Source organism: Microbacterium foliorum (genome assembly GCF_003367705.1).
Taxonomy (GTDB): Bacteria; Actinomycetota; Actinomycetes; order Actinomycetales; family Microbacteriaceae; genus Microbacterium; species Microbacterium foliorum.
Genome location: NZ_CP031425.1, coordinates 1,238,336 through 1,256,466 on the forward strand (window position 1 = coordinate 1,238,336; position 18,131 = coordinate 1,256,466).

Annotated in this window: 17 protein-coding genes; 12 read left to right on the plus strand and 5 right to left on the minus strand. The window is 67.4% G+C overall.

Annotation, left to right across the window (positions count from 1 at the left end; all coding sequences use genetic code 11):
- Positions 1 to 44 precede the first annotated feature (44 nt).
- The 3 genes from DXT68_RS05620 (at position 45) to gcvP (ending at position 4,493) form a co-directional block, all read left to right on the plus strand.
- Positions 45 to 1,229: a glycine cleavage system aminomethyltransferase GcvT gene (locus DXT68_RS05620; RefSeq protein WP_045255539.1), complete on the plus strand. Its 1,185-nt coding sequence runs from the start codon at positions 45 to 47 to the stop codon at positions 1,227 to 1,229.
- Positions 1,226 to 1,603: a glycine cleavage system protein GcvH gene (gene gcvH / locus DXT68_RS05625; protein ID WP_045255538.1), complete on the plus strand. Its 378-nt coding sequence runs from the start codon at positions 1,226 to 1,228 to the stop codon at positions 1,601 to 1,603. Before DXT68_RS05620 ends, gcvH begins: the two co-directional genes overlap by 4 nt.
- A 61-nt stretch (positions 1,604 to 1,664) precedes the next feature.
- The gene (gcvP, locus tag DXT68_RS05630; RefSeq protein ID WP_045255703.1) at positions 1,665 to 4,493 is read left to right on the plus strand and encodes an aminomethyl-transferring glycine dehydrogenase; all 2,829 of its coding nucleotides are present in this window, start codon (positions 1,665 to 1,667) and stop codon (positions 4,491 to 4,493) included.
- A gap of 63 nt (positions 4,494 to 4,556) precedes the next feature.
- Here gcvP and DXT68_RS05635 read toward each other — a convergent pair whose 3' ends face one another.
- Entirely contained in the window at positions 4,557 to 4,766 is a 210-nt protein-coding gene (locus DXT68_RS05635) for a hypothetical protein (protein ID WP_045255537.1), read from the minus strand.
- A gap of 241 nt (positions 4,767 to 5,007) precedes the next feature.
- Here DXT68_RS05635 and DXT68_RS05640 point away from each other — a divergent pair, with 241 nt between their 5' ends.
- The 5 genes from DXT68_RS05640 to DXT68_RS05660 all read left to right on the plus strand — a co-directional run bounded on the left by DXT68_RS05640 (position 5,008) and on the right by DXT68_RS05660 (position 10,864).
- Positions 5,008 to 6,657, plus strand: coding sequence for a peptide ABC transporter substrate-binding protein (locus DXT68_RS05640; protein ID WP_045255536.1), 1,650 nt, complete (start codon positions 5,008 to 5,010; stop codon positions 6,655 to 6,657).
- Positions 6,658 to 6,749: 92 nt separating this feature from the next.
- A complete protein-coding gene (locus tag DXT68_RS05645; protein ID WP_045255535.1) occupies positions 6,750 to 7,679 on the plus strand; it encodes an ABC transporter permease in 930 nt (309 codons plus the stop codon).
- Positions 7,669 to 8,622, plus strand: a complete 954-nt coding sequence (locus DXT68_RS05650; RefSeq protein WP_045255534.1) for an ABC transporter permease — start codon at positions 7,669 to 7,671, stop codon at positions 8,620 to 8,622. The genes DXT68_RS05645 and DXT68_RS05650 overlap by 11 nt, the downstream gene beginning before the upstream one ends.
- Positions 8,619 to 10,298 carry a dipeptide ABC transporter ATP-binding protein gene (locus DXT68_RS05655; protein WP_045255533.1) on the plus strand — a complete coding sequence of 560 codons (1,680 nt, stop codon included), beginning with the start codon at positions 8,619 to 8,621 and terminating at the stop codon, positions 10,296 to 10,298. The genes DXT68_RS05650 and DXT68_RS05655 overlap by 4 nt, the downstream gene beginning before the upstream one ends.
- Positions 10,299 to 10,360: 62 nt before the next feature.
- A complete protein-coding gene (locus DXT68_RS05660) occupies positions 10,361 to 10,864 on the plus strand; it encodes a PH domain-containing protein (RefSeq protein ID WP_244268226.1) in 504 nt (167 codons plus the stop codon).
- Positions 10,865 to 11,090: 226 nt separating this feature from the next.
- Here the strand turns inward: DXT68_RS05660 and DXT68_RS05665 are convergent, their stop codons facing one another.
- From DXT68_RS05665 to DXT68_RS05675, 3 genes are all read right to left on the minus strand, one after another.
- Complete coding sequence (locus tag DXT68_RS05665) at positions 11,091 to 11,306, minus strand: hypothetical protein (RefSeq protein WP_045255531.1); 216 nt, start codon at positions 11,304 to 11,306, stop codon at positions 11,091 to 11,093.
- 79 nt (positions 11,307 to 11,385) lie between these two features.
- Positions 11,386 to 12,168, minus strand: coding sequence for a CPBP family intramembrane glutamic endopeptidase (locus DXT68_RS05670; RefSeq protein ID WP_045255530.1), 783 nt, complete (start codon positions 12,166 to 12,168; stop codon positions 11,386 to 11,388).
- 31 nt (positions 12,169 to 12,199) lie between these two features.
- Positions 12,200 to 13,303 carry a variant leucine-rich repeat-containing protein gene (locus DXT68_RS05675; protein ID WP_045255529.1) on the minus strand — a complete coding sequence of 368 codons (1,104 nt, stop codon included), beginning with the start codon at positions 13,301 to 13,303 and terminating at the stop codon, positions 12,200 to 12,202.
- Between the two features lie 125 nt (positions 13,304 to 13,428).
- On the opposite strand from DXT68_RS05675, the gene typA reads away from it, so the two are divergent.
- Together typA and DXT68_RS05685 are read left to right on the plus strand one after the other, a co-directional pair.
- Positions 13,429 to 15,342, plus strand: a complete 1,914-nt coding sequence (gene typA / locus DXT68_RS05680; RefSeq protein WP_045255528.1) for a translational GTPase TypA — start codon at positions 13,429 to 13,431, stop codon at positions 15,340 to 15,342.
- Positions 15,343 to 15,507: 165 nt separating this feature from the next.
- Complete coding sequence (locus DXT68_RS05685; protein ID WP_052677852.1) at positions 15,508 to 16,392, plus strand: aggregation-promoting factor C-terminal-like domain-containing protein; 885 nt, start codon at positions 15,508 to 15,510, stop codon at positions 16,390 to 16,392.
- Between the two features lie 43 nt (positions 16,393 to 16,435).
- Here DXT68_RS05685 and DXT68_RS05690 read toward each other — a convergent pair whose 3' ends face one another.
- The gene (locus DXT68_RS05690) at positions 16,436 to 16,984 is read right to left on the minus strand and encodes a helix-turn-helix domain-containing protein (protein ID WP_045255701.1); all 549 of its coding nucleotides are present in this window, start codon (positions 16,982 to 16,984) and stop codon (positions 16,436 to 16,438) included.
- Positions 16,985 to 17,077: 93 nt separating this feature from the next.
- Between DXT68_RS05690 and DXT68_RS05695 the strand changes: the two genes are divergently transcribed.
- Both DXT68_RS05695 and DXT68_RS05700 read left to right on the plus strand, forming a co-directional pair.
- Positions 17,078 to 17,788 (plus strand): AzlC family ABC transporter permease, encoded by a 711-nt coding sequence (locus DXT68_RS05695; protein WP_045255700.1) that lies wholly within the window; start codon positions 17,078 to 17,080, stop codon positions 17,786 to 17,788.
- The gene (locus DXT68_RS05700; RefSeq protein ID WP_045255527.1) at positions 17,785 to 18,099 is read left to right on the plus strand and encodes an AzlD domain-containing protein; all 315 of its coding nucleotides are present in this window, start codon (positions 17,785 to 17,787) and stop codon (positions 18,097 to 18,099) included. Before DXT68_RS05695 ends, DXT68_RS05700 begins: the two co-directional genes overlap by 4 nt.
- The last annotated feature ends 32 nt before the right edge of the window (positions 18,100 to 18,131 follow it).

Below are 18,131 nucleotides of genomic sequence, written 5' to 3' on the forward strand. Positions count from 1 at the left end.
GGAGCGGCAGCGCCGTTCCTCCCGACCCAGCCCGGGAGAACTCCATGTCCGACCCTCGCTACACCCCGCTCCGCGAACGCCACGAAGCGCTCGGCGCGTCATTCACCGACTTCGGCGGCTGGCAGATGCCGGTGCGCTACACCTCGGATCTCGCCGAACACCACGCCGTGCGCCGGTCCGCCGGGATCTTCGACATCTCGCACATGGCCGAGTTCCTGGTCACCGGCGACTTCGCCGCGCACTTCCTCGACTACGCGCTCGCCGGGCGGCTGTCCGCGATGGCCGTGGGCAAGGCGAAGTACTCGCTGATGCTCGCCGACGACGGCGGCATCGTCGACGACGTGATCGTCTACCGACTCGCCGAAGACCGGTTCCTGGTGATCGCCAACGCCGGCAACCGCGGTTTCGTCGACTCCGCCTTCGCGTCGCGCATCCGCTCGTTCCCCTCGATGGTCGAGCGCGAGCGCCCTGAACTCGTCGCAGGGGAGGAGCGCACCTTCGAGGGCTTCCTCGGGGACCGCGGCGTCGACGTCGAGGACGTCTCGGACGAGTACGCGCTGCTCGCCGTGCAGGGACCCGCCGCCGAGGCGATCGTCGCGGCGACCGAGGGCATCTCCGAGGTCTCGGTGCCCTGGGCCGAGCAGCGATACTACGCGTGGGCCGACGCGACCTTCCTCGGGTCGCCCCTGCTGATCGCCCGCACCGGCTACACCGGGGAGGACGGCTTCGAGCTGCTCGTCCGCGCGGCGGACGCGCCGGCGCTGTGGGATGCGGTCGTGGCGGCCGGGAACGCGCACGAGCTCGTGCCCGCGGGTCTCGCCGCCCGCGACACCCTTCGTCTCGAGGCGGGCATGCCGTTGTACGGCCACGAGCTGTCGCGCGAGATCACACCCGCGCAGGCCGGACTCGGTCGGGTCGTCGTCTCCGACAAGGAGAGCTTCATCGGCAAGGACGCCACGCCCGCCGCCGCCGACGCGCCCGTGCTGGTCGGTCTGGTCGCCGAGGGCAGGCGCGCGGGTCGCGCCGGGTACCCGGTCGTCGACCAGGACGGCGTCGTCCTGGGTGAGATCACGAGCGGCGCGCTCAGCCCGACACTCGGCCATCCGATCGCGATGGCCTACGTCGCACCGTCTTCTGCTGCGGAGGGAACCGCAGTATTCCTTGATGTGCGGGGGACCAGGATCCCCGCGACCGTGACCGCCCTGCCTTTCTATCGGAGGACCAAATGACCGACCTCAACGCACTCCACTACACCGACGAGCACGAGTGGATCGCCTCCGACGGCGGTACCGCCACCGTCGGCATCACCGACTACGCGGCCGACAAGCTCGGCGATGTCGTCTTCGTCGAGCTGCCCGCGGTGGGCACCGAGATCACGGCGGGCTCCGTGGTCGGCGAGATCGAATCCACCAAGTCCGTCGGAGAGCTGTACGCCCCCGTCAGCGGCACGGTCGTCGAGATCAACGACGCCGTGGTCGACGACCCCTCGCTGGTGAACGCCGAGCCGTTCGCCGGCGGGTGGCTGCTCAAGGTGTCGGTCGCCGCGGGGGCGCTCGACGGCCTGATGGACCGCGACGCGTACGTCGCTCTCACGGAGGGCTGATCGACCAGTGGTCTCCTTCGCCGACCGTCACATCGGAACCACCGCCTCCTCCCAGCGTCAGATGCTCGACGCGCTGGGTGTCGAGTCCTCCCTCGAGGACTGGAGCCCGGTCGAGGCGCTGATGCGCCAGGCCGTGCCCTCGTCGATCTTCACCGACGCCTCCGCGGACTCGGTCATCCCGCGCGCCGCGAGCGAGACCGAGGCGCTGGCGGAGCTGCGTGCGCTCGCCGCCCGCAACACGGTGAACCGGCCGATGATCGGCCTCGGCTACTACGGCACGATCACCCCGCAGGTCATCCAGCGCAATGTGCTGGAGAACCCGTCCTGGTACACCGCCTACACGCCCTACCAGCCCGAGATCTCGCAGGGCCGCCTCGAGGCCCTCATCAACTTCCAGACCATGGTCGCCGAACTGACCGGTCTGACCACCGCGAACGCCTCGATGCTCGACGAGTCCACCGCGGTCGTGGAGGGGATGCTGCTGGCACGCCGCGCGTCGAAGAAGGCGTCGAACGTGTTCGCCGTCGACGCCGATGCCTTTCCGCAGACGAAGGCGCTGCTCGAGACGAGGGCCGAGGCCGTGGGCATCGAGCTCGTGTCCGTGGACTTCGCCGCGGGCGAGGAGCTCCCCGCCGAGCTGTTCGGCGTGTTCGTGCAGTACCCCGGCGCGTCCGGACGCGTCTGGGACCCGAGTGCCGTGATCGACGCCGCGCACGTGGCGGGCGGACTCGCCGTGGTCGCGGCCGACCTGCTCGCGCTCACGCTGATCGCGTCGCCGGGCTCGCTCGGCGCAGATGTCGCGGTGGGCACGACGCAGCGCTTCGGCGTCCCCCTCGGTTTCGGCGGCCCGCACGCGGGTTACATGGCGGTGCGAGCGGGTCTGGAGCGCCAGCTGCCCGGGCGCCTCGTCGGTGTGTCGGTCGATGCCGACGGCAAGCCCGCCTACCGTCTGTCGCTGCAGACGCGCGAGCAGCACATCCGTCGGGAGAAGGCCACGAGCAACATCTGCACCGCTCAGGTGCTGCTCGCGGTGATGGCGTCGATGTACGCGGTCTATCACGGTCCCGACGGACTGAAGGCGATCGCCGGCGAGGTCGCGGCCAAGACCGTCATGCTGCGGGACTGGCTCGCCGACGCGGGGGCCGACCTCGTGCACGACGCGTTCTTCGACACCCTGCGGGTGCGTGTCCCGGCTCGGGCGGCCGAGATCGTCGCGCGGGCTCACGACTCCGGCATCCTGTTGCACGCGGTCGATGCCGACACCGTCGGACTCTCGGTCGACGAGACGACGACGGTCGCTGATCTCCATCAGGTCGCTCAGGTCTTCGGCGGCCAGCGGGAGCGGGCCTTCGGGTTCTACGGCTCGGGATCGCGCGGTGCTCTTCCCGGCGACCTGCTCCGACAGGACGAGTACCTCACCCACCCGGTCTTCCACGCCCACCGCAGCGAGACCGCGATGATGCGCTACCTGAAGGGCCTCGCGGATCGCGACTACGCGCTCGACCGCGGCATGATCCCGCTCGGCTCGTGCACCATGAAGCTCAACGCGGCCACCGAGATGGCGTCGATCACGTGGCCCGAGTTCGCGGGCATCCACCCGTTCGCTCCGGCATCCGACGTCGGGGGCTACCTCGACATGATCACCCAGCTCGAGGCGTGGCTCGCCGAGGTGACGGGTTACGACGCGGTCTCGCTGCAGCCGAACGCCGGCTCGCAGGGCGAGCTCGCCGGTCTGCTCGCGATCCGCGGCTACCACCTCGCGAACGGCGACACGCAGCGCACGGTGTGCCTGATCCCGTCGTCCGCCCACGGCACCAACGCGGCCTCCGCCGTGCTCGCGGGGATGAAGGTCGTCGTGGTCGCCTGCGACGAGCTCGGCAACGTCGATCTCGACGACCTGCGGGCGAAGATCGCGACGAACGCCGATGAACTGTCGGCGCTGATGATCACCTACCCGTCGACGCACGGCGTCTACGAGCAGGATGTGGTGCAGATCACGGATGCCGTCCATGAGGCCGGCGGACAGGTCTACGTCGACGGCGCGAACCTGAACGCGCTGCTCGGCTACGCCCGATTCGGCGACCTCGGCGGAGACGTCTCGCACCTCAACCTGCACAAGACGTTCGCGATCCCGCACGGCGGCGGCGGTCCCGGTGTGGGCCCCGTGGCGGCCAAGGCGCACCTCGCCCCGCACCTGCCGTCGCATCCGCTCGCCCAGCGTGCGGAGCACGCCGGGGGCTTCGTGTTCGAGGGCGGCGCGGTCTCGGCCGCCCCGTACGGCTCGGCGGGGATCCTCCCGATCTCGTGGTCGTACGTGCGCATGATGGGGGCCGACGGCCTCCGTCACGCCACGGCCGCCGCCGTCCTCTCGGCGAACTACATCGCCGCCCGCCTCGCCGAGCACTACCCCGTGCTCTACGCCGGCGAGGGCGGACGGGTCGCGCACGAGTGCATCCTCGATCTCCGTCCGCTCAAGGAGGCGACCGGGATCACCGTCGACGATGTGGCCAAGCGTCTCATCGACTACGGCTTCCACGCTCCGACGATGTCGTTCCCCGTGGCGGGCACGCTCATGGTCGAGCCGACCGAATCCGAGGACATCGGCGAGATCGAGCGGTTCATCGAGGCGATGATCATGATCAAGGCCGAGGCGGATGCCGTGGCCGCAGGACGCTGGCCCGCCGACGACAACCCTCTCGTGCACGCGCCGCACACCGCGGTCTCGCTGATCGCGGGGGAGTGGGAGCACGCCTACACCCGCGAGGACGCCGCCTACCCGGTGCCTGCCCTGGTGGCGGGCAAATACTGGCCGCCGGTGCGCCGAATCGATCAGGCGTACGGCGACCGCAACCTCGTCTGCGCGTGTCCTCCGATCGAGGCCTTCGCCTGAGGACGGACGGGTGTGGGCCGGCGATCTTCACGATCGCCGGCCCACACCCCGGTCATCCTGCTGTCAATTCGTCCATCTGAACCACTGTCCGGGGAGTCCGGGGCGGTTCTGGCATGGGCCGACCGAGTAGCCCTCCTGCACGTACAGGCGACGGTCGGCCTGGCATTGGCCGCTCTCGATGTAGGCCCCCGCCCACCCGGTCGCGGCTTGAGCAGCGAGCGGCGCCGACACCGCCAGACCCGCGACCAAGGCGGCTCCCGCTGCAATGCTCATCACTCTCTTCTTCGTCATCGTTGACTTCCCTCCGATTGGTCCGCCAAATTTATCGGTTCGTTCGCAGCCTGGCAATCACGTCGCGTGCAGCGTGTTTCTCGGATGTTACGGATGGTCACCACTCAGTAACGGTTGATTAGCCGACTGGGGATACGCGTGTCGAGCAGGGTTAGGCTCAGGTATCCCTGCGCGCTCCACCATGAGCGCGCAGACTGTCGTTTGAGTCCACAGGAGGACAAAAGTGAAGCGCAACAAGATCGCCCTCGCGGGCGTCGCGCTGTTCGCGATCGGCGCCATGGCGCTCGCGGGCTGCGCGGGTAGCTCGGGGGACACCGACTCCGGCAAGCCGAACGCCGGCGATGCAACCGCAGTCGTCACCGCGAACGGATCCGAGCCGGAGAACCCGCTCATCCCGACCAACACCAACGAGGTCGGCGGTGGAAAGATCCTCGACTCGATCTTCGCGGGACTCGCGTTCTATGACGGAGACGGCGCACTCGTCAACGACATGGCCGAGGAGATCACGGTCGACAGCCCGACCTCGCTCACGGTCAAGCTCAAGAAGGACCAGAAGTTCACCGACGGCACCGATGTGCTGGCGGACAACTTCATCAAGGCGTGGAACTACGGTGCGCTGCTCTCGAACAAGCAGCTCAACCAGTCCTGGTTCAGCGACATCGTCGGCTACAGCGACTCGGCTGACGCAGAGCTCACCGGTCTGAAGAAGGTCGATGATCTCTCCTTCACGATCGAGCTCAGCACCCCCGTGGCTGCCGACTTCGCCACTCGCCTCGGATACTCCGCCTACTACCCCCTGCCCGACGTCGCCTTCGACGACATGGCTGCCTTCGGTGAGAACCCGATCGGCAACGGACCGTACAAGCTCGATGGCGATGGGGCGTGGCAGCACGACGTCAGCATCGCGCTGGTGAAGAACGATGACTACCAGGGCGACCGCAAGGTCGTCAACGGCGGTCTGACGATCACCTTCTACACGTCGCTCGACGCGGCGTACGCCGACCTCCTCTCCGGAGAGCTCGACGTGATCGACGCGATCCCCGACACTTCGATCGCGACCTTCGAGGGTGAGCTCGGCGACCGCGCGGTCAACCAGCCGGCCGCGATCTTCCAGTCGTTCACGATCGGCGAGCAGGTTGCACACTTCGCAGGCGAAGAGGGCCAGCTCCGTCGTGCCGCCATCTCGATGGCGATCAATCGCGACGAGATCACCGACAAGATCTTCAACGGCACCCGCACGCCGGCAAGTGACTTCACCTCTCCGGTGCTCGACGGCTGGAGCGACTCGCTCGAGGGTGCCGACGTGCTGACGTATAACCCCGACGAGGCGAAGAAGCTGTGGGCTGAGGCCGATGCCATCTCGCCGTGGTCGGGCACCTTCCAGATCGCGTACAACTCTGACAGCGCCCACCAGGCGTGGGTGGACGCAGTGTCGAACTCGATCAAGAACACGCTCGGCATCGAGGCATCCGGAGCACCCTTCGTCGACTTCGCCACCCTGCGTGCGACGGTCAACGAGCGCGGCGCCGATGGAAAGCGCACGATCCAGACCGCCAATCGCTCCGGATGGCAGGCTGACTACCCGGGTCTGTACAACTTCCTGTTCCCGCTGTACTCCACGGGGGCCTCCTCGAACGACGGTGACTACTCCAACGCCGACTTCGACGCATTGCTCGAGCAGGGTGCATCCGCGAGCGACCCCGCGAAGGCGATCGAGGACTACCAGAAGGCTCAGGAGATCCTGCTGAAGGACCTCCCGGCTGTGCCGCTGTGGTACCAGAACGTGTCCGGTGGTTTCGGTGGGAACGTCGACAACGTCGTGTTCGGCTGGAACTCCGTGCCGCTCTACTACGAGATCACCAAGACGAACTAGTCCCCATGGAGGACTGAGCCGCGAGGCGGCGACGATCACCGTCGCCGCCTCGTAGCCGTGTCCCCTGGGAACGTCTCCATGAAAGGAGAGGGATGTTCTCGTACATCATTCGACGACTGCTTCAGCTGATTCCCGTGTTCTTCGGCTCGACGCTGCTGATCTTCGCACTCGTCTTCCTCATGCCGGGCGACCCCATCGCGGCGCTCTTCGGCGACAAGCCCCCGGCACCGGCGCTCCTCGAAGCGATCCGGGCCCAGTATCACCTCGATGAACCCTTCCTGGTGCAGTACTACTACTACATCCTCGGGGTGTTCCAGGGCGATATGGGCACCACGTTCTCGGGACAGTCCGTGAACGAAGTCCTTGCCCGCACCCTGCCCATCACGGGACGCCTCGCGATCATGGCCATCGGCATCGAGTTCCTGCTCGCGATCGTCATCGGCACGTTCTCGGCGCTGCGCAAGGGGAAGCTGTTCGATAACGGCGCCCTCGTCGTATCGCTGGTCTTCCTCTCGATGCCGATCTTCGTCGTGGCCTTCCTCGCGCAATACTTCCTTGCGATCAAGCTCGGTTGGTTCCGAGCGACCGTCGGTGGGCAGAACGACTGGGGCGACCTCTGGTTGCCGGCTATCGTGCTCGGTCTGAGCCTCTTCGCGACGAGCATGCGGCTCATGCGTGGGTCGGTCCTCGACACGCTCAATCAGGATTGGGTGCGCACGGCATACAGCAAGGGCCTCTCGCGAGGCCGGGTCATCCCGGTGCACGTGCTGCGCAACTCGCTCATCCCCGTGATCACGAACTCGGCGACGAACTTCGGTGTGCTGCTGGTGGGCGCGACCGTGACCGAGTTCATCTTCAACATCCCAGGGGTGGGAAACACCCTGTTCCACGCGACGCTGAAGCATGAGGGGCCGACGATCGTGTCGTTCGTGACGGTCTTCGTGATCATCTACGTTCTCGTCAACCTGCTCGTGGATCTGCTCTACGGACTGCTCGACCCGAGGATTCGCTATGTCAGTTGAACCATCCGATCACTTCGTCGCCGCTGTGACGAAGGCCCCCGCCAAGACCGATGCCGTCGTCGTTTCGGGAAAACCCGCGAGCCTCTGGCGCGATGGCTGGCACGATCTGCGTCGTCGTCCGATGTTCTGGATTTCCCTGGTCATCATCGGGGTCGTCCTGCTCATGGCTGTCTGGCCGACCTTGTTCACTCAGACGCCGCCGAACAATCAGTGCGAGCTCAGCAACTCCAACGGCGGCCCTGCCGCCGGGCATCCGCTCGGCTTCACATTCCAGGGTTGCGACATCTATGCGCGCATCGTGTGGGGCTCCCGCACCTCGCTGAGCGTCGGTCTGATCTCCACGATCATCGGCTCCGGCATCGGACTGGTCATGGGCGCGCTTGCCGGATACTACGGCGGTTGGGTCGACGCAGTGCTGTCCCGCATCGGGGACATCTTCTTCTCGATCCCTTACGTGCTGGCAGCTGTCGTCGTCATGACCGTGTACTCGGACTTCCGCAACGTGCTGACGCTGTCGATCGCGATCGGTGGCTTCGCGTGGGCCTCGACCGCACGTGTCGTCCGTGCCGAGATTCTGCGAGTGCGCCAGGCGGAGTTCGTCACGGCATCGCGCGCGCTGGGATTGTCGCGCTTCCGCACGTTGCTGTCGCACGTGCTGCCGAACGCGATCGCCCCGTTGCTCGTGCTCGCGACGCTCGCGCTCGCAGGCGCGATCGTCGCCGAGGCCACACTGACATTCCTCGGTGTCGGGCTCGGCGGAGGTGCAGGTGGTGACGTGATGTCGTGGGGCAAGGACATCAGTGATGCCCAGACGTCACTGAGAATCGCGCCGATGTCGCTCATCTACCCCTCTCTCGCGCTCACGATCACCGTGCTCGCGTTCATCATGCTGGGCGAACTCATCAGAGACGCTCTCGATCCGAAGGCGAGGGCACAGCGATGAGCGTTCACGCACAGCAGTCCACCGAACCGATTCTGAGCGTGCGCGACCTCAAGGTCGCGTTTCGCGGGCAGGCCGGACCCCGTGAGGTGCTCCACGGGATCTCCTTCGACGTCCACGCCGGCGAGACCGTGGCCATCGTGGGTGAGTCGGGTTCCGGCAAATCCACCACAGCGGCTGCGATCATCAACCTGCTCCCGGGGACGGGAACGGTGACCGGTGGCAGCGTCACGCTGGACGGTCGCGAGCTGACGACGCTCAACCGCCGTGAGATCGAGGAGGTCCGGGGCAAGGACGTCGGTTTCGTGCCGCAGGACCCGATGGCAAGCCTCAACCCCGTCTGGTCGATCGGTTTCCAGGTCAAAGAAGCGGTCCGCGCGAACGGCCTGGCTGCCGGGCGCAGTGAGGTTCGAGATCGTGCTGTCGAGGTGCTGCAGCAGGCCGGGCTCGCGGATGCCGAGCGCCGCCTGCACCAATACCCGCACCAGTTCTCGGGGGGTATGCGCCAGCGAGCACTGATCGGCATCGGTCTGGCAGCTGACCCGAAACTCCTGATCGCCGACGAGCCGACCAGCGCGCTCGACGTCACGGTCCAACGCGTGATCCTCGATCACATGGCATCGTTGACGCGTGATCGAGGCACTGCGGTGCTGCTCATCACGCATGATCTCGGTCTTGCGGCCGAGCGTGCGGAGCGGATCATCGTGATGAACGGCGGTGACATCGTAGAGGCCGGTCCCAGTCGCGCGATTCTCGAGAATCCGCAGCATCCGTACACGAAGCGGCTGGTCGGCGCTGCGCCGAGCATCGCCTCGCAGCGGATCCAGGCGATCGTCGAGGACCGCGGCGTCAGGACGGTCGAAGACCTCTCCGACACTCCTCCGACAGTGCGGGTCGCCGGGTTGACGAAGGACTATCGGATCCGGCAGGGTAACTTCCGCAGTGAGGCGTTCCGTGCCGTCGACGACGTCACGTTCGATATCCCGAAGGGCAAGACGCTCGCGCTGGTCGGAGAATCGGGTTCGGGGAAGTCGACCGTCGCGAAGATGCTGCTGAAGCTCGAGGAACCGACGTCCGGTCTCATCGAGATCGACGGTCAAGACGTGTCGCACCTCTCGAACGCCCAGTCGTTCGGGCTTCGGCGGCGTATGCAGCCGGTATTCCAAGACCCGTACGGATCGATGGATCCGCTGCGCAACATCGGCAATACCATCGCGGAGCCGTTGAACATCCACGGCGTGGGCGACCAGTCGTCCCGACGGGACCGGGTGCTCGAGCTCCTCGACCAGGTGTCGCTGCCTCGGGAGCTGTCGACGAGGTATCCGAACGAGTTGTCGGGCGGTCAGCGTCAGCGAGTCGCGATCGCGCGCGCGCTCGCACTCAAGCCGGACATCGTCGTGCTCGACGAAGCGGTCTCGGCTCTGGACGTGCTCGTTCAGGACCAGATCCTCAAGCTGCTCGCTGAGCTGCAGTCGGAGCTTGATCTGACGTATCTCTTCATCACGCACGACCTCGCGGTCGTGCGTGTCTCCAGCGACTTCGTCTGCGTCATGGAGCGAGGCAAGCTCGTGGAGCAGGGAACCGTGGACGAGATCTTCGCCAATCCGCAGCAGGAGTACACGGACCGCCTGCTCAAGGCGATCCCCGGTGTATCGATGTCGCTGGGAGGCCAGGCATAGTGACGGCGGCTCCCGCACCCGAGGGCGCACGCACATACCGTGCACCCTCGGGTGTCGTCACCATGGTCTTGACCGGCCTGCTCGCGCTGTTCCTGCTCGGGGATGCCGTGGTCAGGGGCGGGTGGGGTCCTATGCTGCTGCTCGCGCCATGGGTCCTGCTCGGTCTCTGGGTCGTGTATCAGATCAGCTTCGTGTCACATGTGCGGGTCACCGGCGAAGGCGTTCTCGTGCAGAATCTGCTGCGTCGTACTGCATTCGGGTGGAGTCAGGTGCGCGACATCGATCTGCGCTGGCAGCTCGTGTTCTCGCTGCAGGACGGCACCGACCTCACGAGCTTCGGCGGTCCGGCTCACGCTCGCCCACGCCGGAGCCGTATGCGCGATGAGGATGCGCGGACGGTGCCAACCGGCTTCCGTGATCTCGCGGACATCCGCGACCGCTGGCAGGCAGCTGACGTGACGGCGGACCAGGCGATCCGTCGCTCCTGGGACTGGAAGGCATTGGGGGCACTAGGCGTGATCCTGGTGTGTGCGGTCGTCTCGGTATGGCTTGTCGAGGCCTCCTGAGAGCCGCCTGCTCTCGCCGTCCCTCCCGCCGACGAACGCACGCGAGAGCGACGCTGTGCCCCTCACGCGGAAGCGTGAGGGGCACAGCGATCGCGTCTCCGGCACCTCGCAGGACGGCGGTCTCGTCGATCCGTTGACTGAACGCAGTCAAGCGCTACGACTCACGAGCATGAGCACCGGGTGTGCCGGAAGGGCCGGCTCATGACGAGGGGCGGAGCATGGGCGGTCACTGATACGACTGGAAGTACCAGCCGCCCGTTCCCGGAACGCAGGGGCTCGCCCTGCCACCTCCGCGAACGAAATCGGTGCGGTCCGCATTGCACTGCTGCGGCGACGAGTACGGCCCGAACTCGCTTGCAGAAGCGGGTGTCACGCCGAACAGCGTGATCCCCGCAGCGACTGCGATGGCGACGCCCAGTTTGGCTCCGCGATTCTTCTTCATGAGCTATTCCCTCCATATGCGGCATCGATGGAGGTACCAAGAGTAGGGGAGTGCGTGCGGGAATGCATAGGGCGCCGCGTCAGCCGGGCAGGCCGAAGAGCTCCGGCCACGTCGCCGCCGCCCACGGGTAGCCGACGAACACCGTGGCGTCGATCAGGAAATGCGCGACGAGGAACGGCATCAGACGCCCGCTGCGCTGGAACAGCCATCCGAACAGCAGACCCATGGCGAGGTTGCCGATGAAGGCGCCGGGTCCCTGGTAGAGGTGGTAGCTCGCGCGCAGCACCGATGTCGCGATGATGATGCTCCACGGACCCCACCCGAGTTGCCGCAGACGCGCGAACAGGTAACCGAGCACGACGAACTCCTCCTGCAGCGCGGCGCGCGCCGCGGCGAGCAGGAGCACCGGCACCGTCCACCAGTACGCGTCGAGCCCGGCGGGATTCACGGCGACGAAGAGGCCGGATGCGCGACCGACCAGGTACAGGCCGAGGCCCGGGATCCCGATGGCTGCGACGAGCAGCACGCCCCGTCCGATGTCGGGGACGACCCGGGTGCCGTCGAGCCCCAGGCGGCCGAGGTGCGGCCGCGAGGACTGCCAGAGCAGGAAGCAGACCAGCAGAACCGGGACGAGGGAGAACCCGATCGAGAGCACCTGGTAGATCAGGTCGAAGATCTCGCGGTCGCTGCGCGACGGGTTCAGCGTGGCCGTCTGATCGGCCAGCGGAGTGACGTCGGTGAGGCGATAGGCGAGCTGCACGACCGCATAGACGGCCGACTGGCCGAGGCCGAGAGCCAGCACGATGCCTATCTCCCACCAGATGCGGGCTCGCGAGGACTCGGCAGTCGGGAGGAGGCTCATGGCACCATCGATCGTACGCGCGCCGCGCGCATCACTGCGGCATCGGCGCATGTACTTCTGCCGCCCACTCGCGTACGAGCTGCCTTTCCTCGGGGGTGCAGATGTAGCCGTAGCCGTACTCGCGACCGTCGAAGGTCAGAGTCCACAGATCCAGGTAGGTCAACGCGTAGCAGTCGGCGAACGACTCGCTGTTCCCTTGGAAATGACCCTGCTCGACGAGAAGGGCCGCAGTTCCCAACTCGGAGCCGTGCGCATCGCTGTCGGCGCGCACGTAGAGGTGCGTCAGCTCATGCAGCACGACCTCGCGCATCGCCAGGTCGCCGCCGAGCTGGCTCTCCGGAGCGAGGTGCACCGCGAGCGGCTCGTCCGAGACGCATCCGATGGTGACTCGACCCTCGTCCGCCCGTCGGGAGGTCGCGCACTGCGTGTCCGCGTCCCAGGCGATGTCGATGAATCCCTGGCCCGCCTCGTCGACGATCGCCTCGGTGACCGAGCCCGAGACGTTCGTCCGCCGGGTTGCGGCGTCGGCGATCCTCTGCTCGAGCGTCTCCCTGATGCTCCTGGCCTCATTCGCGTACTGCGCGACCGAGGCGTCGGTGAGGCCGGGGTCGGCGATGTTCGTCTCCACACGCTGGAACCTCACGACGTCGGCGACCAGGGGAGCCACGGGGTTGCTCTCGATCTGGGCGTAGAGCTCGTCGTACCTGCTCCGCTCCGCATCGAAAGCCGCCAGGGAGTCGTCGCGAGCCGTGGTGCCCTCGCTCGTCGGACGATCGCTCGTCGACTGATCCTGCGTCGAGGGTCCGATGAGCAGCCCTCCGACGAACACGATCCCGACGATGACGACACCCAGCAGCGCGAGACCGCCGCATCCGAGGAGCGCGCACAGGCCGCCGCGTCCGCGACGCGGACTCGGAGCCGCGGCAGGTGGCATCGCAGGAGCAGCGCTCATCGCCGCCCGCGCCGACGGGTTGACCTGGAAGATCCATTCGCGCAGCTGCGGATAGCACGCGGGATGACCCAGGATCAGCGGATGCAGATCTCCCCGGCGTGCGGCTATGTCTGCGAGTCGAGCAGGTGGCGTCGCCGGGTTCTGCGCGGCGGCGAGGTCGGTGTCGTACATCGGGTCCCCCATGCGGTCACGGTATCGCACTGCCCAGGGGACAGGGGGACAGGAGCCGTTCAGCCAGGATTCACGAGGGTGCGATAGGCTGTCCCGTCGGCTTCTCGACAAAAACCCACACTCTTTAGGACTCCTGCATGGCGCACGCCCTCCGCTCTGACCTCCGCAACGTCGCAATCGTCGCGCACGTCGACCACGGCAAGACCACTCTCGTCGACGCCATGCTGCGTCAGACGGGCTCCTTCGGCGAACACGCCCACGTCGATGAGCGTGCCATGGACTCGAACGACCTCGAGCGCGAGAAGGGCATCACAATCCTCGCCAAGAACACGGCGATCACCTACAAGGGCAAGCACGCCCAGGGCAAGGAGATCACGATCAACGTGATCGATACCCCCGGCCACGCCGACTTCGGCGGTGAGGTCGAGCGCGGCCTCTCCATGGTCGACGGCGTCGTGCTGCTCGTCGACGCGAGCGAGGGCCCGCTCCCGCAGACCCGCTTCGTGCTCCGCAAGGCCCTCGAGTCGAAGCTGCCGGTCATCCTGCTGGTCAACAAGACCGACCGCCCCGACGCGCGTATCGCCGAGGTCGAAGAAGAGGCGCACGATCTGCTGCTCGGTCTCGCCTCCGACCTCGTCGACGACGTTCCCGACCTCGACGTGGACGCACTGCTCGACGTGCCTGTCGTGTACGCGTCCGGTCGCGCCGGCGCGGCGTCGCAGAACCGTCCGGCCGACGGTTCGCTGCCCGACAACGACGACCTCGAGCCGCTCTTCGAGGCGATCCTCCAGCACGTCCCCGCCCCGTCGTACGACGACGAGGCCCCGCTGCAGGCCTGGGTCACCAACCTCGACTCCAGCCCCTTCCTCGGTCGTCTCGCGCTGCTGCGCGTCTTCAACGGCACGCTCAAAAAGGGTCAGACCGTCGCCTGGGTCCGAGCCGACGGCACGCACCAGAACGCGCGCATCACCGAGCTGCTGAAGACCCGTGCGCTCGAGCGCTACCCCGCCGAAGACGCAGGGCCCGGCGACATCGTCGCCATCGCCGGTTTCAGCGACATCACGATCGGCGAGACCATCGCCGACCCCGAGGATGTCCGTCCGCTGCCTGCGATCACGGTCGACGACCCCGCCATCTCGATGACGATCGGCACCAACACCTCGCCCCTCATGGGCAAGGTGAAGGGCCACAAGCTCACGGCGCGCATGGTCAAGGACCGTCTCGACAAGGAGCTCATCGGCAACGTCTCGCTCAAGGTCGTCGACATCGGACGCCCGGATGCGTGGGAGGTGCAGGGCCGAGGCGAGCTCGCTCTCGCCATCCTGGTCGAGAACATGCGTCGCGAGGGCTTCGAGCTCACCGTCGGCAAGCCGCAGGTGGTCACGAAGAAGATCGACGGCAAGACCTACGAGCCGTTCGAGCACCTCACGATCGACACGCCGGAGGAGCACCTCGGCGCGATCACGCAGCTGCTCGCGAACCGCAAGGGCCGCATGGAGAACATGACGAACCACGGCACCGGCTGGGTGCGCATGGAGTTCATCGTCCCGTCGCGTGGTCTCATCGGCTTCCGCAGCGAGTTCCTCACCACGACGCGCGGCACGGGTATCGCCAACGCGATCTCGCACGGCTACGAGCCGTGGGCAGGGTCCATCACGACCCGTCAGAACGGCTCGATCGTCGCCGACCGCCAGGGAGTGGTCACGCCGTTCGCGATGATCGCCCTGCAGGAGCGCATGTCGTTCTTCGTGCAGCCCACGCAGGAGGTCTACGAGGGCATGGTCATCGGCGAGAACTCTCGTGCCGACGACATGGACGTCAACATCACCAAGGAGAAGAAGCTCACCAACATGCGTGCGGCGAGCTCCGACACCTTCGAGTCGATGACGCCTCCGCGCCAGCTCACTCTCGAGGAGAGCCTCGAGTTCGCGCGTGACGACGAATGCGTCGAGGTCACGCCCGAGGTCGTGCGCATCCGCAAGGTCAACCTCGACGCGAACACCCGCGCGCGGGAGACCGCGAGGATGAAGCGTCAGGACGCCAGCGTCTGAGAATCGCCTGCGAAAAGGGCCCTGCACCGCCGAAATGGCTGGTGCAGGGCCCTTTTCTCATGAAGCGCACAGGTGGCCCGTTGCAGAATCGTTACCTTGCGCCTGGGGCGATCTCCCGATGAGTGTCCCGCGATGGGCGTACGACCACCCGAAAGTCACACCCCCATGCTTCACACTTCCCGTGCCCTTCGGCGCGCCAACGCCGCCGCCGATGCCCGGAACGCCATCACCGCCCGCCGTCCGAAGCTGATCCTCGGCACCATCACCGGAGGCGTGCTCGGACTCGCCCTGACCGTCGGCATGGTCTCGGCGCCGGCAGCAGGCGCCGAGATGCCGGATGCGGTTGCCAGCGTCGCGTCGTTCGTCACCGGTGCGGAGGAGACGCCCGCGAAGAGCGTCGACGACTCCGCGCTCACGATGGTCGCGGCGAAGGATGCCGTCGCCGCAGCCGAGGCGGTGAACGCCGAGGTCGCAGCGTCGGGTCTCGACCTCGGTGCCGCGCCGGCATCCGTCGACACCTCCGACGTGACCACCTGGGTCGGTCAGCTCGCGGACCGCGACGGCCTCTCGCACCGCGAGCTGTCGAGCCTCACGGCCTACACGGTGACCGGTATCGAGGAGATCACCGCCGAGACGGCGGCGCTCCAGCAGTCGTACACGACGGCGCAGGAGGCGAAGGCGGCCGCAGACGCCGCAGCCGCCCAGGCGGCTCAGGAGGCTGCAGTGCTCGCGCAGACCAACACGGTCGACGGCGCGAAGGCGGCGGCCCGCGACATCGCCGCGAGCGAGTACGGGTGGGGCGAGGACCAGTTCTCCTGCCTGAACTCGCTGTGGACCAAGGAGTCGGGCTGGAACTACCAGGCCTACAACGCCTCCGGCGGCGCGACGGGCATCCCGCAGGCTCTGCCCGGCAGCAAGATGGCGTCCGCCGGCTCCGACTGGCAGACCAACGCGGCCACGCAGGTCCGCTGGGGCCTCGGGTACATCTCGTCGGTCTACGGCACGCCGTGCAGCGCCTGGTCGCACTCGCAGTCGGTCAACTGGTACTGAGCGGTGAGCGGTGAGCGGGTCGCGCGCGGCGCCCGCTCCGTGCTCAGCGCAGCTCGGAGACGAGCACGGCCCTGGTGTCGGCAGCCGTCGCCTCGAACACGTGGGGGGCATCTCCCGGGTAGGAGAGGTAGTCGCCCGGGTTCAGCAGCACCGGCTCGTCGACGGGGCCGATCTGCGCCTGACCGGAGAGCAGGATGACGTGTTCGGTGGTTCCGGCATGGTGCGGATCGGAACGGCGGGGGTCGCCCGGTTCGGCGGTGATGAGGTAGATGTCCCGCCGGGCCCCGGGCGGGCTCGCGGACAGCAGCGTGGCGCTGTAGTCCGCGGCTGACGACGGCACTCCGGCGAGGTCTGCGGCCCGGATCAGGGTCGGCGCGTTGGTCTGTTCGTCGACGAGTACGGCGAACGGCACCCCGAGCGCGACGCCCAGCGCCCACAGCGTCTCGACGCTGGGGTTGCCCGATCCGGATTCGAGCTGCGAGACGGTCGCCTTGGAGATGCCGGCGCGACGGCCGAGCTCCGAGACCGACAGGCCTGCGCTCTCACGCTCTCGTCGGAGCGTGCGTGCGATCCGGGTGCGGAGATCTTCCATGTGTTCATCATGCCAAACGATCGTTCGCTTGACTATCCGGTCGGTCCTGTTCATGATGATGATCATGTGTTCAGTGAATCGAACGATCCGCCGGTGAGCGCGGAACGCGAGGTGTGGCGCGAAGCGCTCGGCGTCGTGCTCGCGACGAGCGCGTACGGCGTCTCGTTCGGCGCGCTCGCCGTGGCCTCGGGCCTCGACGTGTGGCAGGCATGTGTCCTGAGTCTGCTGATGTTCACCGGCGGGTCGCAGTTCGCCTTCGTGGGCGTCTTCGCCGCCGGGGGAGTGTCGGCGCTTCCCTCGGCGATCGCCTCCGCCGTGCTGCTCGGAGTACGCAACGTGGCGTACGGGATGCGCATGGCTCCGATCGTCGGCACGACCCCCGCCCGCCGGGTCGTCGCCGCCCCCTTCACGATCGACGAGTCGACGGCCGTGGCGATCTCCCAGAACGACCCTCGCCTGCGCCGGGTGGGGTTCTGGGTCACCGGGGTCGGCATCTTCCTCGGATGGAACCTCACCACCCTGATCGGTGCGCTCGTCGGCGATGTCCTCGGCGATCCTCGGAGCTGGGGGCTGGATGCCGCGGCCGCCGCCGCCTTCCTCGCGCTGCTGTGGCCTCGACTGAAGGAGCGCCAGGCGATCGCGGTGGGCATCGCGGCCGCGATCGTCGCCGCGGCGCTCACTCCGATGCTCATGCCCGGCCTGCCTGTCCTGGTCGCGGCCGTGGTGGCCGTCGTCGTCGGATGGTTCGACTGGTTGGGGCGAAAGCCGTCGGTGCGCGTGGTCGACGACGGAGGAGCGCTGTGAGCGTCTGGAGCGCGATCCTGCTGGCCGCGCTGATCTGCCTCGGGCTGAAGGCGACCGGGTACCTGGTGCCGACCCGAGTGCTCGAGGCTCCGCGTCCCGCGCGCATCTCCGATCTGCTGACGGTCGCGCTGCTCGCCGCCCTCGTGGCGGTGCAGAGCCTCGGCGCGGGTCAGGCAGTGATCGTCGACGCGCGGGTCCCCGCGCTGCTCGTCGCGGCCGGCCTGCTCTGGCTGCGACAGTCATTCCTCGTGGTCGTGGTCGCTGCTGCCGCCGTGGCCGCCGTGCTGCGTCTGCTCGGGCTCGCCGGGTGAGCGAGGAGGGGGCGCACCGCGCGTAGGATCGT

Excerpts from the sequence above, each read along its gene's own strand:
- typA (WP_045255528.1), top strand. The coding sequence starts at position 13,429 with ATGGCGCACGCCCTCCGCTCTGACCTCCGCAACGTCGCAATCGTCGCG.
- DXT68_RS05665 (WP_045255531.1), bottom strand. The coding sequence starts at position 11,306 with ATGAAGAAGAATCGCGGAGCCAAACTGGGCGTCGCCATCGCAGTCGCT.
- DXT68_RS05655 (WP_045255533.1), top strand. The coding sequence starts at position 8,619 with ATGAGCGTTCACGCACAGCAGTCCACCGAACCGATTCTGAGCGTGCGC.
- DXT68_RS05660 (WP_244268226.1), top strand. The coding sequence starts at position 10,361 with ATGGTCTTGACCGGCCTGCTCGCGCTGTTCCTGCTCGGGGATGCCGTG.
- DXT68_RS05645 (WP_045255535.1), top strand. The coding sequence starts at position 6,750 with ATGTTCTCGTACATCATTCGACGACTGCTTCAGCTGATTCCCGTGTTC.
- DXT68_RS05650 (WP_045255534.1), top strand. The coding sequence starts at position 7,669 with ATGTCAGTTGAACCATCCGATCACTTCGTCGCCGCTGTGACGAAGGCC.
- DXT68_RS05620 (WP_045255539.1), top strand. The coding sequence starts at position 45 with ATGTCCGACCCTCGCTACACCCCGCTCCGCGAACGCCACGAAGCGCTC.
- DXT68_RS05685 (WP_052677852.1), top strand. The coding sequence starts at position 15,508 with ATGCTTCACACTTCCCGTGCCCTTCGGCGCGCCAACGCCGCCGCCGAT.
- DXT68_RS05690 (WP_045255701.1), bottom strand. The coding sequence starts at position 16,984 with ATGGAAGATCTCCGCACCCGGATCGCACGCACGCTCCGACGAGAGCGT.
- DXT68_RS05675 (WP_045255529.1), bottom strand. The coding sequence starts at position 13,303 with ATGGGGGACCCGATGTACGACACCGACCTCGCCGCCGCGCAGAACCCG.
- DXT68_RS05670 (WP_045255530.1), bottom strand. The coding sequence starts at position 12,168 with ATGAGCCTCCTCCCGACTGCCGAGTCCTCGCGAGCCCGCATCTGGTGG.
- DXT68_RS05635 (WP_045255537.1), bottom strand. The coding sequence starts at position 4,766 with ATGAGCATTGCAGCGGGAGCCGCCTTGGTCGCGGGTCTGGCGGTGTCG.
- gcvP (WP_045255703.1), top strand. The coding sequence starts at position 1,665 with ATGCTCGACGCGCTGGGTGTCGAGTCCTCCCTCGAGGACTGGAGCCCG.
- gcvH (WP_045255538.1), top strand. The coding sequence starts at position 1,226 with ATGACCGACCTCAACGCACTCCACTACACCGACGAGCACGAGTGGATC.